Origin of the sequence: Sulfurirhabdus autotrophica (assembly GCF_004346685.1) — a bacterium.
GTDB classification, from domain to species: Bacteria; Pseudomonadota; Gammaproteobacteria; order Burkholderiales; family SMCO01; genus Sulfurirhabdus; species Sulfurirhabdus autotrophica.
Genome location: NZ_SMCO01000001.1, coordinates 541,319 through 558,556, shown reverse-complemented (window position 1 = coordinate 558,556; position 17,238 = coordinate 541,319). Strand labels below are relative to the sequence as shown.

At 46.8% G+C, this 17,238-nt stretch carries 13 protein-coding genes; 8 read left to right on the top strand and 5 right to left on the bottom strand.

Annotated elements, in window-relative coordinates:
* Positions 1 to 2 precede the first annotated feature (2 nt).
* From EDC63_RS02705 to EDC63_RS02695, 3 genes are all read left to right on the top strand, one after another.
* On the top strand, positions 3 to 3,203 hold the full coding sequence (locus tag EDC63_RS02705) for an efflux RND transporter permease subunit (RefSeq protein ID WP_124947508.1): 3,201 nt from the start codon (positions 3 to 5) through the stop codon (positions 3,201 to 3,203).
* Positions 3,196 to 4,626: an efflux transporter outer membrane subunit gene (locus EDC63_RS02700; RefSeq protein ID WP_165922890.1), complete on the top strand. Its 1,431-nt coding sequence runs from the start codon at positions 3,196 to 3,198 to the stop codon at positions 4,624 to 4,626. The genes EDC63_RS02705 and EDC63_RS02700 overlap by 8 nt, the downstream gene beginning before the upstream one ends.
* Before the next feature lie 165 nt (positions 4,627 to 4,791).
* Complete coding sequence (locus tag EDC63_RS02695; protein ID WP_124947510.1) at positions 4,792 to 5,271, top strand: DsrE family protein; 480 nt, start codon at positions 4,792 to 4,794, stop codon at positions 5,269 to 5,271.
* Positions 5,272 to 5,329: 58 nt separating this feature from the next.
* Here EDC63_RS02695 and EDC63_RS02690 read toward each other — a convergent pair whose 3' ends face one another.
* Positions 5,330 to 7,165, bottom strand: a complete 1,836-nt coding sequence (locus tag EDC63_RS02690) for a cation:proton antiporter (protein ID WP_124947511.1) — start codon at positions 7,163 to 7,165, stop codon at positions 5,330 to 5,332.
* Positions 7,166 to 7,563: 398 nt separating this feature from the next.
* Complete coding sequence (locus EDC63_RS02685; protein ID WP_124947512.1) at positions 7,564 to 8,151, bottom strand: NAD(P)H-dependent oxidoreductase; 588 nt, start codon at positions 8,149 to 8,151, stop codon at positions 7,564 to 7,566.
* A gap of 481 nt (positions 8,152 to 8,632) precedes the next feature.
* Between EDC63_RS02685 and EDC63_RS02680 the strand changes: the two genes are divergently transcribed.
* Both EDC63_RS02680 and EDC63_RS02675 read left to right on the top strand, forming a co-directional pair.
* Entirely contained in the window at positions 8,633 to 9,727 is a 1,095-nt protein-coding gene (locus EDC63_RS02680; RefSeq protein WP_124947513.1) for a mechanosensitive ion channel family protein, read from the top strand.
* Between the two features lie 71 nt (positions 9,728 to 9,798).
* Positions 9,799 to 10,326, top strand: a complete 528-nt coding sequence (locus tag EDC63_RS02675) for an adenine phosphoribosyltransferase (RefSeq protein ID WP_124947514.1) — start codon at positions 9,799 to 9,801, stop codon at positions 10,324 to 10,326.
* 136 nt (positions 10,327 to 10,462) lie between these two features.
* Here the strand turns inward: EDC63_RS02675 and EDC63_RS02670 are convergent.
* The 3 genes from EDC63_RS02670 to EDC63_RS02660 all read right to left on the bottom strand — a co-directional run bounded on the left by EDC63_RS02670 (position 10,463) and on the right by EDC63_RS02660 (position 14,379).
* Positions 10,463 to 11,625 (bottom strand): IS3 family transposase gene (locus EDC63_RS02670; RefSeq protein ID WP_124947515.1). Its coding sequence is split into 2 segments (ribosomal slippage): positions 10,463 to 11,370 and positions 11,370 to 11,625, totalling 1,164 coding nucleotides; the frame shifts between segments, so codons are not numbered across the junction.
* A gap of 625 nt (positions 11,626 to 12,250) precedes the next feature.
* Entirely contained in the window at positions 12,251 to 13,144 is an 894-nt protein-coding gene (gene fliD / locus EDC63_RS02665; protein ID WP_165922889.1) for a flagellar filament capping protein FliD, read from the bottom strand.
* A gap of 410 nt (positions 13,145 to 13,554) precedes the next feature.
* Positions 13,555 to 14,379, bottom strand: coding sequence for an inverse autotransporter beta domain-containing protein (locus tag EDC63_RS02660; protein ID WP_124947517.1), 825 nt, complete (start codon positions 14,377 to 14,379; stop codon positions 13,555 to 13,557).
* Positions 14,380 to 14,592: 213 nt separating this feature from the next.
* On the opposite strand from EDC63_RS02660, the gene EDC63_RS02655 reads away from it, so the two are divergent.
* The 3 genes from EDC63_RS02655 to EDC63_RS02640 all read left to right on the top strand — a co-directional run bounded on the left by EDC63_RS02655 (position 14,593) and on the right by EDC63_RS02640 (position 17,222).
* Positions 14,593 to 15,372, top strand: coding sequence for an HNH endonuclease (locus tag EDC63_RS02655; RefSeq protein WP_124947518.1), 780 nt, complete (start codon positions 14,593 to 14,595; stop codon positions 15,370 to 15,372).
* Positions 15,373 to 15,411: 39 nt separating this feature from the next.
* A complete protein-coding gene (locus tag EDC63_RS02650; RefSeq protein WP_124947519.1) occupies positions 15,412 to 15,786 on the top strand; it encodes a hypothetical protein in 375 nt (124 codons plus the stop codon).
* Between the two features lie 530 nt (positions 15,787 to 16,316).
* Positions 16,317 to 17,222, top strand: a complete 906-nt coding sequence (locus tag EDC63_RS02640; protein ID WP_124947520.1) for a YihY/virulence factor BrkB family protein — start codon at positions 16,317 to 16,319, stop codon at positions 17,220 to 17,222.
* Positions 17,223 to 17,238: the final 16 nt, after the last annotated feature.

Genomic DNA, 17,238 nt, shown 5'->3' with positions numbered 1-17,238 from the left:
TAATGTTCTCCAGATTTTTTATAAATCGTCCGATCTTTGCGGCGGTAATTTCACTTTTCATTGTGATTGCCGGCTTGGCGGCAATGCGCAGTTTGCCAATAGCGCAATATCCTGAAATTGCGCCGCCAGTGGTTCAGGTTGCTGCAACTTATCCAGGCGCCTCTGCCGAAGTGCTGGAAAAAACAGTCGCGGCATCGCTGGAAACTCAGATCAATGGTGTGGAAGGGATGCTGTATATGAACTCAACTTCTGCTTCCAGTGGCCGGGTTGAGATCAAAATTACTTTCGAAATCGGGACTGATATTGATCAGGCCGTGATCAACGTCAACAATCGGGTAAAACAAGCCGAGGCACGCCTTCCGCTTGAAGTGAGGCGGCAGGGTATCCAGGTTGTAAAAGCCTCGTCTTCTTTCCTTCAGGTGCTTGCATTTACTTCACCCGATGGTCGTTACGATGATCTTTACACCAGTAATTACGTTACGCTGAATGTGCTGGACGTGCTTAAGCGCGTACCAGGCACGGCGAACGTACAGATTTTTGGTGCGAAAGATTACGCCATGCGCGTGTGGATCAAGCCGGATCGGCTGGCGCAATTGAAACTGACTACTGCAGATCTGGTGCGCGCAATCAATGAGCAAAATGCTCAGTACGCAGTAGGGCGCATTGGACAGCCGCCAACTGCTAGCGGGCAAGAACTCTCTCTTACTGTGAATACCAAAGGCAGGCTCGCCGACGTATCCGAGTTTGAGAATATTGTGGTGCGGGCTAATGCAAATGGCTCACTGCTGCGTTTGAAAGAAGTCGCTAGAATCGAGCTTGGTGCGCAGGACTATGGTTTTATAGGCCGCCGTAACGGTCAGCCTGCGACACTGGTGGGAATTTTTCTTCAGCCGGGCGCCAATGCGCTGGATGTAGCAAATGACGTCAAAAAAACCATGACGACACTTGCTGCTCGCTTCCCGGATGGTCTGACTTACGCGATTCCTTACGATACGACTGATTTCGTTAAAGTGTCCATCCGTGAAGTGCTGAAAACCCTCGGCGAAGCAATGGTGCTGGTGTTTCTCGTGGTTTTTCTGTTCTTGCAAAACTGGCGTGCAACCCTGATTCCTACTCTGGCTGTACCTGTATCGTTGATCGGCACTTTTGCCGGACTTTTGATGTTTGGGTATTCCATTAATACCCTGACGTTATTTGGCATGGTTTTAGCGATTGGTATTGTGGTAGACGACGCTATCGTCGTGCTTGAAAACGTTGAACGCATCATGCGTGAAGAAGGTTTTTCTGCCAAGGCTGCGGCGATTCAGGCAATGCGCGAGGTGACCGGGCCGGTCATTGCCATCGTGCTGGTACTGTGTGCCGTGTTTGTTCCGGTGGCATTTTTGGGCGGGTTAAGCGGTGAATTGTATCGCCAGTTCGCGGTGACGCTGTCAATTGCAGTGGTGATCTCCGGCATTGTGGCTTTAACGCTGACACCGGCTTTGTGTGTACTGATTCTTAAACATGAGCACAAGGCCGAAAACCGATTCTTTGCAGCTTTTAATCGCTGGTTTGGACGTGTCACCAAGCGTTATACGGCTGGTGTGGCCTGGCTTATCCGTCGGGGAACCATCGGATTGCTGCTTTTTGCCGGTATGGTTGTTCTTGCTATCGGGCTATGGAAGGTTACGCCGGGTAGTCTCGTTCCGGATGAAGATCAGGGCTATTACATTACGGCTGTGTATCTGCCGGATGGTGCTTCGCTGGAACGTACGGACAAAGTAGTGAAAGAGGTAGACGCTATTATCCGGCAAAATCCCAATGTGGCGAATTCCATTGTTTTTACCGGTTTTGATTTTATCGGCGGTAGTTTTAAAAACAATGCAGCAACTTTTTTCGTCACGCTGAAGCACTGGGATGAACGCAATGTTCCTGCTAAGGCGCTGGTAGGCGAACTGTTCATGAAAACGGCTCACATTAAAGAAGCGTTAGTGCTGGCGTTTAACCCGCCTGCAATTTTCGGGCTAGGGACGTCAGGTGGTTTTGAGTTTTATTTACAGAACCGCGGAGATGGAGGGGCCAAGCGATTGGCTGAGGTAAGTGAACAGTTTATCGGAAAATTGCGCCAGGACCCGGAACTCACAGGCATTGCTTCGTTGTGGCGCGCCAATGCACCTCAACTTGATGTGGATGTGGACCGCGAAAAGGCCAAAGCACTGGGTGTTCCAATTGATAGTCTGTTTGATACCTTGGCAGCCAGTCTGGGCACATATTACGTGAATGACTTCAATAAATATGGTCGTGCCTGGCAGGTACTGATGTCGGCAGAACCGCAATTCCGTCAGCGCCCCGGTGATATTGGCAGTATCTATGTCCGCTCGGATCGTGGGCAAATGGTGCCGCTCTCTGCACTGGCGCATATACGTCAGACCACTGGTCCAGAAACACTGGAACGATTTAATAACCTACCTTCCGTAAAAATTATTGGCAGTGGTGGGGCAGGCGTTTCTTCTGGTCAGGCAATTGCAGAAGTAGAGCGAATCGCCAAGGCTGAACTTCCGCCGGATTTCAGCTATGACTGGGGCGGTGCTTCGTATCAGGAACAACGTTCAGGCGGTACGTCGGGTCTTGCTTTAGGCTTGGGTGCAATGATGGTATTCCTGATTCTTGCAGCCCAGTACGAACGCTGGTCGCTTCCGCTAGCCGTGTTGCTGGCGTTACCGTTCGGCACGTTTGGTGCGCTCGCAGCAGTGTGGTTGCGCGGCATGAATAACGATGTTTATTTTCAGATCGGGCTGATCACTTTACTCGGGCTAGCGGCAAAAAATGCCATTCTGATTGTGGAATATGCCATCTACAAACATCAGGAAGGGATGAGTGCTGCAGCCGCTGCAATCGAAGCAGCAAGACTCCGGTTTCGCCCGATTTTGATGACTTCTCTGGCATTTATTCTGGGTGTCTTGCCACTTGCAATATCGGTTGGCGCAGGAGCAGGCGCCCGTCAAGCTGTGGGGACGGGCGTTATGGGGGGTATGCTTGCGGCCACGTTCCTGGCTATTTTCTTCGTTCCGCTGTTTTTTAGACTGATACTTGACCGGAAATTGACAGAAAAACGCAGCACCAGTGAATTGTTTACAGAAGTTGAAGCAACCCATGCTAAAACTCACGAACAGCTGGTTGAGCGCGCTAAAAAAGATGAATCTCTGGGAGAAAATCATGAATAAAGTACTGCCCTCTTTACTGGCAGTCCTGATTGTTTCGGGTTGCGCCACAGGCCCGGATTATCAACGTCCGGACATCGACTTGCCTCAGCAGTGGTCAGCGCAGACAGGACCTGCCAAATCAGCAGATGTTGCCGGTAAACGCTGGTGGTCGCTTTATGCTGATCCGGTGCTGGATAAACTGATCGACGAAGCACTGCTTAACAACGCTGATGTGCAGGTTGCTGCAGCGCGAGTGCTGGAAGCCCGGGCGCAGGCAGGTCTCACAGATGCGGATCGTTATCCTTCTGTTTCAGCAAGTATTGGTGTCAACCGCACTCAAAGTACGCTCAGAGGATCATTTCCTCGCCCGGCTGATCTTTCCCGTACACAAAATAGCTATCGCGCAACACTTGACGCCAGTTACGAAGTGGATTTATGGGGTAAATATAGCCGGGCCAGCGAGGCAGCGCGTGCTGATCTTCTGTCAGCCGAATCTGCAAGAGAAGCTGTGCGTCTTTCACTGACAGCGCAGATAGCGCAACAGTATTTTGCGCTTATTGCCGCAGACGCACAGGAAGCAATAGCACGTCGCACTTTGGCAACGCGTTCAGAAACACTGGCATTGAACCGCAAGCGCCTGGAGTCTGGTTCAATATCAGAATATGAGCTGTATCAAACCGTTGCTGAAGAAGCCAATATTCGTGCTCAACTGGCAGCATTAACAGAAAGCCGCGTAAAAGCAGAAAGCTTGCTTGCTATGCTGTCAGGGCGATCACCTCGGGATATCCTGTCAGGAAATGTGGTGCTCGGCAAGCCTGCCGCAGTTCAGGAAGTGATCGTGCCAGCGGGTTTGCCCTCTGAGTTGCTGCTGCGTCGTCCTGATCTGGCTGAAGCAGAACAAAAATTGATTGCTGCAAATGCGCGCATCGGCGCAGCACGTGCCCAGTATTTCCCCTCGGTGGGTCTCACAGCTTATTTGGGTAGCGAGAGTACTTCATTCTCAAACCTGTTTACTGGGCCTGCAGGTATTTTTCAGTTTGCTGCTATTCTTACTCAACCGATCTGGAATGCAAACAGAATCGGATTGGGAGTAGATATTTCAGAAGCGCGCCGTGATCAGGCGCTCGCGCAATACCGTCAAGCAGTTGCAAATGCTTTCAAGGATGTACGCGACGCACTGGCATCCCAGACCGCATCAAAGGAATCACTGAACGCACAAAGCAGTCGTTCAAAGGCACTGGAAAGCGCATTGAGTCAGGCTCAGTTACGTTACAACGCAGGAATCTCTAGCCGACTTGAGGTTCTGGATGTTGAGCGCAACCTGTTACAGGCAGAATTGGCCAAAGCTGATGCTGAACTTGCGAGCAAGGTTGCTTTGGCTAACCTGTTTAAGGCGCTTGGTGGCGGATGGGGAAAAGAATCAGACGTAACAACTGCTGAATAGTCAGGAAGCGGGAAAAGGGAACAGATACATTAAACCGGATAGCATTCTAAGTATATTTGTTGTTTAATAAGTTCTGTCAGATGAACCATTTTGAATGTCTGGCAATTGTTTGCTATGTCATTAAAATAATACATCTGATTGCAATCCCACTTTCCGGAGAGTCAAATGAACCGTCAAATATTACTCACCCTTATTTTTTTTCTTTTGGCAGTTCCTGTCTATGCTGATAACACAAGCAAGGGCCCATGGGGGCATGCAAAAGAAATCGAACAGGAATATAGTAAACAGAAGGTTGTTTATGACGCTGCAGTCAGTACAGTAGAAGCCATGACCAGCATTTTGGACCGGACCAGCTATCTGAGTGCATTAAACGGTGCAGACCCCTTTGATAGCAAAATTGTGATTGTGTTACATGGAAACGAAATTCCCTTTTTTGCCATTAAAAATTACGAAAAATATAAAACCATTATGGATCGCGCTCAAAGCCTCACAGTAGGGGGTACGATTGAATTCAGAATGTGTAAAATCGCTGCCCGTGGAAAGGGATTCGGAGCCGAAGACATTCATGGCTTTGTGTCACTGGTGCCGATGGGCGATGCCGAAATCATCAAACTGCAACAAGAAGGCTTTGCTTACATGCGATAACCCTGCCGTTACAGGCCAGGGTGGTTATATACGCGTTGTTAAATAAAGTATTGCAGGCTTAAACTTCGGTCTGTTGGTTCTCTTGCTTATCAGGTGCCGGTGGAATATAACTCAATAAAATATCACCCTCTACCGGTTTGATCGGAAATTGTTCAGAATGAAACATAACCGTCCCATCCTGGCGCAGTAAAAGCAGTGGCAGCGCATCTTCAGACTCTGTTTGCAGGTAATTTTCGTAGGTATACGCTTTGGTTAAGCGCGTTTTCTTGAATTGCCAATTACGGTAATGCCGAAGGTCTAGTTCTTCTTTGGTTGCCTTCGGCTTCATGGCAATCAGCCCCCGGTTTGCAATATTGATGCTCTTTTTTTCTTGTCCCTCGGCAGCTTGATGCATTGGCAGTTGCAAAACCTTGTTACGACCAAATTCAGCAGCAAATCGTGAGCAGACAAAAGCGTTATAGGCATCGTTGGCAGTTGTTGCAAACAGGAAACCAATGTCATTCAGTTCCAGTTCCATTTCGGCATGTTCGGAAAGGATTTCCCCATAATGGGTACGAATGCCAGATAACCTGGCGCGACTCATGTTGTACCAGCTAGAGTCCGCAATAATCACGGGAATGTTCATTTGTTTGAGCTGGATCGAAAGGTCGGTGCTCCAGTAGGAAGCTCCTACAATCAGAATACCATTCTGGCTCGCAGCAGCCAGCCCAAGTTTGCGTGATAACCAGCCGATAGTTGAGCCATGCAGAACAACCGTAACCAACACAAGGGAAACTATCAATGGCAGCAATAGATCAGCTCCTTTATATCCCTGTTCGGCCATACTGGCAGCGAATACACCTGCAACTGTAACGGCAACAACACCGCGCGGCGCAATCCAGCCCAGTAATACGCGCTCCCGCCAGTCCATCCCAAGGCCTATGGTGGATAAATACACAGAGACTGGCCGTATCGCAAACACGACAAGTGCCAGCAGTAATGCACTGCGCCAATCAAGGCGGGTCAGTATCTGTGGGTCAAGGTTCGCTGTCAGAATAACAAAAATACCTGAAACCAGCAGAATAGACACATACTCTTTCAGGCGCCTTAATTCCTCAATGCTGCGCAACCGCATATTACCTAGTGTCATACCAAGCAGCGTAGTTGCAAGCAGTCCTGCTTCATGTTGCGCCATGTTGGCAAGACCGTAGCAAAGCAGCACAAAAGCCAAAGTCACGGGGGCCTTTAGAAATTCAGGCACATCGTCCCGACTGAATGCTTTGCCTAACAAATAACCACCACCAACACCTAATACCACCGAAGCTGCAATAGCGGCTGCCAATCCACTTAAAACCTGTATAGCTGCAGCATCTGAACCTGAATAAAGAAAATACTCGAAAACCAGCACCGCAAGCAATGCGCCAATCGGATCATTGATAATCCCTTCCCATTTAAGCAATGAAGCGGGGCGTTGTTTAAGCTTTGCCTGCCGTAGTAAAGGCATAATGACTGTGGGGCCAGTGACAACGATGATTGCACCAAAAAGTAAAGCAACAGGCCAGGAAAGTGCGCCAATGTAATGAGCGGAAATACTTCCCAAAAACCAGGTAACTGCAACGCCCACCGTACCTAGTCGCTTAACGCCACGCCCCGCTTCTTTAAGTTCATGGAAGCGAAGGTTCATCCCTCCTTCAAACAAAATGATCGATACCAGTAGCCCTATCAGAGGGTTCAACATTGCGCCAAGCTGTTCACTGGGTTGGATTAGTCCAAGTCCAGGCCCTGCAGCCAGGCCAGACAAGGCAAGCAGTAGAATAGCCGGTAATTTAAAACGCCATGCCAGCCATTGCGCACTGATACCTAGAACGGTGACAAGGATAAAAAATCCTGAAAAGTGGATCACCGGATCAGTCATTTGTTTCTGACATGAACCCAGTGTATTGATATCTGGTGCCAAAGATGTACGTAGTCAGTGCGGAAGAAATTTTACTGCTTAAGACCGTTTCTTTAATCATATAGCTTGTGGGAAATAATTAACTTGGTTTCTAGCTGGTTTGTAAGAGAAATACGCCTATACAGTATGATTTAATCAGCTTGGGCGGGCAAGTAAAACCCAATGAATGGAAATCGAAATGTCTAATTGATTGCGTGTAGAGGTTGCAAAGCGTATACCGCCTCGACTTAATAGAAATTACCGAAAGTGCACGGAACCAATGAAATTATTTTGTATAAATAATGAATTATTGCAAATATATTCTATTGTAGAATCTCTGCTTACTGGTTGAATAGATTGAGGAAAACGTTGCAAGTTTATTAGTCGCCTTTTAACCCCAGTTTTTCCAGTTTGACAAACCACTTGTTGGTATTTTTGGCTTCCATATTTCCGACCATGCCAATTAAAGTTTCGTTGACAGGCGATATCCCCACAAAACCGAGAATATTGCGTTCTAGTGACCTGATGCTATGTGCACGATAAAACCAGCGATATAGGGTTGCAGGCATGCCCATCGTAACAACGACACGTGCAGAACGACCGCTAAGCCCTTTATGCGCCAAGGGGTTTTTTCCTTCACCAGAAAATGCAAAACCGGGGCGAGCAACTTGTTCCAGAAATCCTTTGAGAAAAGCTGGCATATCACCAAGCCACAGCGGGAAGAACAGCACCATGTGTTCAGCCCATTTTATGGCTGCTTGAGGTTCGATCAAACTGTGAGGCAGATCACCTTTTTCCCATTCTTGTTGGCTGCGTAAAAGGGGAAAATCCAGTGTTGCCACGTTAATCCGTTTGATTTCATGCTTGGCTGACATGGCACCTTGGGCGTAAGCGTCTTCCAGTGCATGACATAAGTGGAGTTGGCTGGAATCAGGGTGGCCTTGAATTAACAAAATTCGTTTACCCATGTCGTACTCCTTGCAAGACGGTATGGTTTAAAAATAGCATACGCGCATGAATATTTCTCCAAGTGACCGCTATCTTTTCTAGTGTAGCTGTCAATATTTTGGCGAAAACCTAATTACATATTGCTACTGGCTCACCATATGTTCAGCCTGTATTTATTTTTTAGATACATCAGCTGCTCGCTATTCAGTATTTAAAAACTATGCTGTTTGTATAAAATGTTGCGTATTTTTACTGTGAATTTACTTCCTGAAATTGAACCCGTCAAGGTTGCTTTCCAGAATGTAGTTTTACAATTATGTATAGAGTAAAAGGTTATGAATGAACCAAAATCACGTATTGAACAATTTAATTCGCGCATTAAGAATAACTCTATATTATTGATCCGGCACCAATAAGTTGGATGGCAAGGGTGGCAAGCCACTAACCAGGTCTGTTATAATTAAAAACCACCCTACCTGCAATACCAATTACCCAATGAATATGAAAGAAATATCAGATGTATTGGGGTTCTCTTCCTTGGCAGAGCCCTGGTTTCCACAAGTTTCCCTTATTGTCCTGGCCGTTGTTCTGGCTAATTTTGTTGCTCGATATTTGCTCCGCAAGGTAGAGATTATATCCCGTCAGACAAATAGCCCCTGGGATGATGCCCTTATTCAGGCGGCAAAACGTCCCATACCCATCATTATCTGGTTAGTGGGATTGGCTTTTGCTGCTTCAATTGTTGGCAAACAGACCGATGCAAGCATATTTGATTCTGTACAAACAGTCCGTAATGTAGGCGTAGTAGTCTGTCTCACATGGTTTTTAATTCGTTTTATACGTAACATTACCCGCAATCTTGTGACGATGCGCGAGGAAAAAGGGGAGGAAGTAGACCCCACCACAATTGACGCACTGTCAAAGTTAGCGCGGCTCACGGTGTTTATTATTGCCTCCCTAATGGTTATGCAAAACCTTGGTTTTAGTATATCGGGAGTATTGGCGGCTGGTGGTATTGGTGGTATTGCCATCGGTTTTGCAGCTAAAGATTTATTGGCCAATTTTTTTGGTGGCCTCACTATCTACATGGACCGGCCTTTCAGTGTAGGTGATTGGATTCGTTCACCTGATAAAGGCATAGAGGGTACGGTAGAGTACATCAGTTGGCGCCACACTCGGGTCCGTGCATTTAATAAAAATCCGCTTTATGTGCCGAATGCCTTGTTTACAACGATTGTGGTTGAAAACCCCTCGCGCATGACCAATCGCCGCATCAAGGAAACCATTGGTATCCGTTACGACGATATCGGCGTAATGGGGGCCATTGTGGCAGACGTAAAGGCTATGTTGCAGAACCATCCGGAGATAGACACAACACAGACGTTGATCGTCAACTTCAATACATTTGGTCCGTCTTCTCTTGATTTTTTTATTTACACGTTTACCAAGACCACAGTCTGGGTGGATTACCATGAAGTCAAGCAGGACGTGCTGCTGAAAATAGCAGAAATCATTGACCAACACGGTGCGCAGATTGCATTCCCCACACGCACATTGCACTTTGAGTCAACAGCCCCACAGTCTGAAGCGCATTGATGGTGTATGTATATCTATCACCACTTGCTGCCAAAAACAGACAGTCGCTTATTAACCAGGGTTAGATCGGCATGCCTATAAAATCGCGCATTCGTACCATTCCCCATTATCCCAAGCAGGGGATAATGTTTCGGGACATCACAACCTTGTTAAAAGATCCGGTGGGTTTTCGAATAACCATCACTGAATTGGTCAATCGCTATTCAGGTATGAAAATCGATCTGATAGCAGGTATCGAGGCCCGGGGGTTTATTGTTGGTTCAGCACTGGCTTATCAACTGGGTCTGGGGTTTGTACCCATACGCAAAAAGGGCAAATTGCCGGCTGAAACGGTAGGGCACGATTACGAACTTGAATACGGTGCAGATCGTCTTGAGATGCATATCGATGCCATTTCCAAGGGAGACCGGATACTGCTTGTGGATGATCTGATAGCAACAGGTGGAACAGCAGGTGCTGCATGTAAACTGATTGAGAGCATTGGTGGGAAAATTGTGGAATGCTGTTTCGTCATTGATTTACCCGATTTAGGCGGGCGCTCACGGTTGGAAAAACAAGGGCACAAAGTTTTTGCACTATGTGAATTTGAAGGTGATTAATATCAGTGTAGATATGCAACAGTAATGCTTGGTTAAAACTATTGCATAGCGCATCCAGCAGCTTCCAATTCACATTCTCGCAGATAGATAGGGATAATGGGCATCCCACATCACAAAAATTTGATACGTGTAGTGGTCAACTATTTCCGGACAGTAAATAAAGCTTATCTTCAGATGCAACAGGAGTCATTCCATCGTTAAAAGAATGTGGCCGCTTTCTGTTGTAGTAAGTCATCAGGTACTGGCTGATATCCTTTCTGGCTTCTCCAATTGATGGATATCCCAGCGCTGGTATCCATTCACTCTTTAAACTCCTGAATAATCGTTCCATTGGGGCGTTATCCCAGCAATTTCCACGACGACTCATGCTCTGCTCCATACGATAGCGCCATAGCCGTTGTCGGAAGAGACGGCTGCTATATTGACTGCCCTGATCCGAGTGAAACAGGATGCCGCTGGGTTTGCCTCGTTGTTCATAGGCATGCTCCAGTGCCTTACCCACCAGCTCAGCATCAGGCCGATCTGATAATGCGTAACCGACCACTCTTCGTGCATACAAATCCAGAACTACCGCCAGATAAGCCCAGCGGCTTCCTGCCCATACATAGGTGATATCGCCACACCATACTTGATTGGGTTGCCTGACATTGAATTCCCGATCCAATCGATTCGGGATGTCTGGCTTCTCCACTGTGGCCTGCTTGTATGCATGGGGGCCGGGTTGTTTACAGATCAGACCGATCTCCTGCATGAGGCGACGTACTTTGAAACGCCCGATCCGGATGCCATCTTGATTCAGCAGGCCGACGATATTACGGCTTCCCGCGGCACTACGGCTCTGGCGAAACACTTCATTAACCTTTGCTCGCAGATAGAGGCGTTCCGTATCAATCACTGATCGCCTGTGCCGATGTTCGTAATAGCAGGATCTTGGAATATCAAACGCTTCACAGACCATTTCAACCGATTCTTGCTCACTTAACTGGTCTATCAGCGCGTACGATTCAGTTCGTCCGACATCAAGAGAGCGGTAGCCTTTTTTAGTATGGCTTTCTCCCGTTCCAGGCGGTTAACCCGGGCTTCAAGCTCCTGTATTCGTTGCTGCTCAGGGGTGAGCGCCTTGGATTTGGGCGTGAATCCCTGACGTTCGTCCTTGAGCTGCTGGGTCCATCGCCTTAAAGCATTCTCACCCACATCCAGTGAGCGGCCAGCCTCAGATACTGAGTATCCCTGGTCAAGCACCAAGCACGCCGCTTCTTGTTTGAATTCAGGGGTAAAGGTTCTTCTCTTTCTGGTCATTGAACACCTCTTCTTTGATGGTAATTTTACCACCTTGGTTGGTGTCCGATTTCATTAGACCACTACAACGTTTAATAAGCGGAACTAAAAAGCGGCCTATTTAACATTTGTAGACAAGGTCAATATTTATGGTAGAGTGCACTTTATCTATTCATTTTAATACCTTCACCGTTTCACTCATTAGTATTTGAAGGCGTTTCACAGTACCTGAAAGAAGAGCTTCTAACATTCATCACTCAGTATCTTTTAAAGCATTATCCGAACACCAGATTTAAACGCAATATCACCCAACATTTGTAAGGAGTGGATACCATGGGCAAAGAACAGAAAAGTAATAAGGCGGCCAAGAAGCAAGCGGTCTTGACGCCAAAAGAAAAAAAGGCTGTAAAGAAGACCAAAAAAGAAACCAAGAATTTTGCTTAATAAAAAGCATCAAATCTGAAGCTGAGTGTTGTTCAGCAATAAAAAAACTCCGCACAATGTGCGGAGTTTTTTTATGTTCATCGCTTGCTTGAAAACGGATTTCTAGATCTAGCTGATTTTTATAAAGCGTGTGGCAGGTTAAGAGCCAACAATATGATCTGAACCGGCTATGTAATAGTCACAACCCAATAAACAAAGCTGCTTAAGTGTTGTAAGTCTGATTGTAGGCAGCCAGAGCCAGAGCAACCTGACCGACAGGCTTAGCCAGATTGCCGGTGCCAAACTCTGCTTGTAAATCATCCTTGTTATCAGCGATGTAGTGAATGACCTTGTTCAGGTTGTTAAGCTGGTTAGGGATAAAATTATTGTCAGCATTGAGCAAACTAGCCGACTTGGCAAAATTACCACCAAACTCCTGAAGCGTATTTACAACACCTTGTTTGTTAGTAGCCAGTAAATTATCCAGTTTAACAGAGTCAAAAACAGCCAATTTGGTATTGGGATCAATCGTCATACCCAGATCTTTCAATCCATGCACGTCGTCTTTCACCCCAAAGAATGTGTTCTTGATGCTCTGGTCTAATTCATACAAAGAAACTTGTGCAGCCTGCGTATCTGCCAGCAAACCATTTTTTTGCATGTCCGGAGTGAAACGTTCAACCCAACTATTGTATTCGCTCACAAAACCCTGCAACTGGGTCTTTATGCTGTCATTGCCAGTGGATAACGTAATACCACTCAGACTCTGGCCTTCATCCTGCATTTTTGAAACGTAAGCTTTCATCTGACTCAGTTCAGAAAACTGCGCTTTATATGAAACATCCTTGTTGTTAATCACACTCATCATCTGAAAAGCGGATTCAGGATCAAACAAAGCCAGGTTGCGGCCTGTCGGAGACAAGCCATTTATGCTGCTGCTATTTGCAAGCGCAGTTAACGGATTGGTTGCTTCTGGTTTAGAAGAAACAAGCGGGGCTATCGTAGCCCAGAAGTCAGAGTTTTTTGCATCACTGCTCGAATTAAACAGCGCACTAAGCGCCTGCGATTGGAAGTTGGCAATGCTTTGGGTAAAGGAAGCAGGTGAAATATTAATCATGTTTACTCCAGTAAGAAACACAATTTTGGCAACGTGTTTCATTTGGTTTATATAGATGATAAAGCAATATGCATGCCTAGTATCAGATTCTTTTTACTGAAATGTAGTAAAAGTACAGGCGACCTGTGGAATCGCTTTTAATCAGGGCTTGTCAGGGAAGACGTTGATTTTACTTAACACCAAATCAACCATACATATGCTAGGTTCGCATTATTATTTTTGACCATTGCGGCAATTTTTACAGAAAAAAGCGGCAATTATTTCCTGTGGTACAAAGCGCATTGGTGACTTTGGCGGCTTAGACGGCTTTGGTAGCAAAAGTAAACTCCCTCTCCCCTTGTGGGAGAGGGTTGGGGAGAGGGGGGCAGTCACATCTACCCTTCAGTGCTGCAGTATGAGCGCAATCCAGATTAACTGTCCTCCGCCTGCATTGCAAACTCACGAACAACTCGAGTACGCTGTGGCGCGAGTTTGTCGAAAATTGCCGATTTCTGTTTATTGTGCTTTCCAAACTGATAGGTCAGATTCAGAAAAACCTCTGTCTCAGCCAGTGTGCTACTGCTTGCACCAAGTTCCACTTTCAGTTTGTTGTTGGGAAATGTCTTTATCGAAGTTTTCCAACCTTGAACCGGCTCGATACTCGTTGAGGTATTCCATTGGTAGGTTTTAAAACTTAAGCGAGTATTGCGAAAAATTGGAGCAGGCGTTTCAAGCTTCAGATCGTAACCATTAAGGGCAAGTGACTGACCATCGGGGAGGGCGGTAAGCTCACCAATAGCGTTATACACGTTCGCACGTACGCTGGTATCCTCGCTGAAGGCTTCACCTCCAATGCTGAAGCGTTCGGCATTTGTCTTCACATCCTGATCATAAAACCCATTTAATCCCAAAACTAAATTATTGTCAGCAGTAAGCCAGCGGTAACCACTCCCAATATTAGACACCATCCTACTGTATCTTTGCTTCAGCTTGCCTTGCAAAAATACAGTTTCAAAACGGGATTGCCAGACAGGTTGAAGGGTGTTGACCATCCATACAGTTTCCTCGTTAGCCACACCAAATTTTACGGTAGTATTTTTTAGCCAAATCGGCCTTTGGTGGTCAGAGATCGTTTGATTGGTCAGTTTTGTTAGTCTATCTGCCAGTTTATAGGATTGCTCATCAGCAAGCGCTGTAAGCGTAAAGGGTAACAAAAAGGCAAAAGTACAGGCTTTCATAACGGCTTGCCGTTTCATATGCCTCCGGTGAGATGAATTAAATGGTCAGATTTATATAATGCGAATGATTTTTCATGTTAGTTTTGCACATAATTAGTATTGGATCAAATGGAGGGTGCTGCTAGCCGCAGTTGCACCGATATTTGAAGTAACTGCTAAATTCATAACTTTTTTCATTTATCTCTAAGGAGGCGGCAGACATGGTAACTACCACGTCTGCCGAAAGGCATCATGGCAACAGGGCTATGGACAAAAGAGCAGGTTAAGCTAGCTTTTCACCTATATTGTCAGCTTCCATATGGACGAATTCACGGACGCAACCCGGAAATAGTTGCATTGGCAAAAGATATTGGTCGCACACCTGATGCGGTTGCTATGAAGATGCTTAATATCGCAAGCATTGATCCAGCCATTACAAGTACGGGGCGAGTAGGCTTGGGAAATGCATCGGCATTGGATCACGATGTATGGGACGAATTCCACTCGGATTGGGAAAGGCTTGCCGTGGAGTGTGAACTACTCCGGCAGCAATTAGACAACGATACCTTTGAAGATTGGGAGCCGGAAAACGATGAGCTTGTACTGGATGAATTTACTGGGGAAACCCGGCAAGTTCTAACAACACAAAGAATTAAGCAGTATTTTTTCCGCAGGGCTGTACTCAGCAGCTATCGTGGGCGCTGCTGTATGTCAGGTCTGTCGGATCAGCGACTATTGATTGCTAGCCATATTGTGCCGTGGAGTAAAGACAAGGCGAATCGCTTGAATCCAAGCAATGGTCTGTGCCTTTCTGCGATTCATGACAGGGCTTTTGATAAGGGGCTGATAACGCTTACCGATGATTTTAAGATCGTTGTCTCGGAGGAGCTAAAACGGAAGAACGAGTTTTTTGTAATGGAGGTTCTATTACCGTTAAGTGGTCGTACAATTGAGCAGCCAGAACGTTTTGCACCACAAGCTGAGTTTGTCGCGTGGCATAGAAATCACCTCTTTGTGGATAATAGGAAGTAGCCATTATGCAAAACACTAAAAAGCAGGTGGGGATATCCAGTGACGCATAAAAATTGTTGTGTATTTGAATACCTTTACCGCGACGCATCAACCTATAAGGTTTGGGGAGAAATTTTTCTGTCAGGCGTTCCATCACAAAATGACATCGCGGTCTTACTCGCCCGTTTGGAATCGGGCGAATACTTCGTTGCAGAACAAGTGGGCATTCCAACTTTGTATAAAGAATTATGGGATTTATCAGGCGGCCCTAACTGCGATGACCATGCGTTGCATGAGTTTGTTGCACTTCGAGCGGTGAGTGAAGATGAAAGTAAATCTCTACGAATATTTGGGGATTTGTCGAGTTTTCTCAAAAGATTCGAAGCTGTAACTATGTGGGATTATTCGCTATCTCCCAATTTTGACATAGACTAAATCCGTTTCATCAAAAGTAGTGGGGTAAATGTTGTGTCTTCTATCATCTGATCGTCATAGATAAGGGTTGTGTCAATAACAGCATGAAAAATGACCATTAGCCCTAAAAATTGGAAATAAAACTGGCCTTAAAACGCGGCCAATCAGGGCTAAGGTTGAGACGTGTTTTGGTGAATCTGTGCATTAACGCGCGTGCAGCACTGGCCGAACTTAAGCAGGCGACGGAGTTGATCACTAATCAGGCTGTGCACCTCAATGTTGTCGCTGCTCGAAGCGCGCGCCAGTTCGGAAATCGAGTAACGCAATGGGGTCAGGTCTTGCAATCATGCGTTAATTGTAAGACATGGCAACAATCTTTGTGGACAATGATGTGTATAGCCCCCCCTTTTTTTTATACATAATCTGTCGTAGCGTGATAAGAAAATGCAATTTTTTATTTATATCGAACATCTGGTTCGATTGATTTCATCGACACATCGATATTATGTGTCGATGAAAATGAAAATAATCGACATATAACCACTGTCCCCATGAAACTCATCAATCCCAAAATATCCTACGTCTTAACAAACCCGGTCAGCTTCGCGCTAGTAGTGCTAAAAGCCTTTCAGGCCAATCAGGGCCTGCTTCTCGCTGGCGCGGTGGCCTACTACGCGCTGCTCTCCATTGTGCCGCTGCTCATTCTCATGGTGATCTTGCTGTCGCAAGTGATTGATCAAGCTGTGTTGCTGGCAACGCTGGTCAGGGCGCTGGAGTATGTAGTGCCAGGGCAAGCCCGTGCAGTGGTAGCGGAGTTGAAGGCTTTCCTCGATCACCGCGAGGTGATCGGCTGGGTGCTGCTCATTACGATGCTGTTTTTTAGCTCGCTCGGCTTCAAGGTGCTGGAGAGTGCGATCTCGGTAATTTTTCTGCACCGCGTGGAGAAGCGCAGGCGACACTTCCTCGTTTCGCTGTTGCTGCCCTTTGGCTACATCTTTTTCATCGGTACAGTGCTGTTGGCGGGTACGTTTGTGATCGTGGACCTGGTGGCGATAGGAGGTGAAAATTTGGTTGTTCTGGGGCATAGCTGGTCGCTGGGCGGCTTCTCGCGCTGGCTGATCTACTTTGCCGGGGTACTCGGGGAAATTCTGCTTATTTCCGCGATCTATTATTTCATGCCGGTAGGCAGGTTGACGGCGCAGCACGCACTGATCGGCGGTGCCACGGCGGGCCTGCTGTGGGAAATTATCCGTCATGCGCTTGGCTGGTATTTCGGCACACTGTCGCAGGTGAGTGTGGTGTACGGCTCGCTCACTACGGCCATCATCGTGCTGCTCAGCCTGGAAGTGGCCGCCACGCTGCTATTGCTGGGCGCGCAGGTGATTGCTGAATACGAACGCGTCGATATCAGCGGGGTTCCGAAAGCGCCAGTACCGATGCGCACCGAGGCAAGCTGAATCAGCCGCGCTGCGG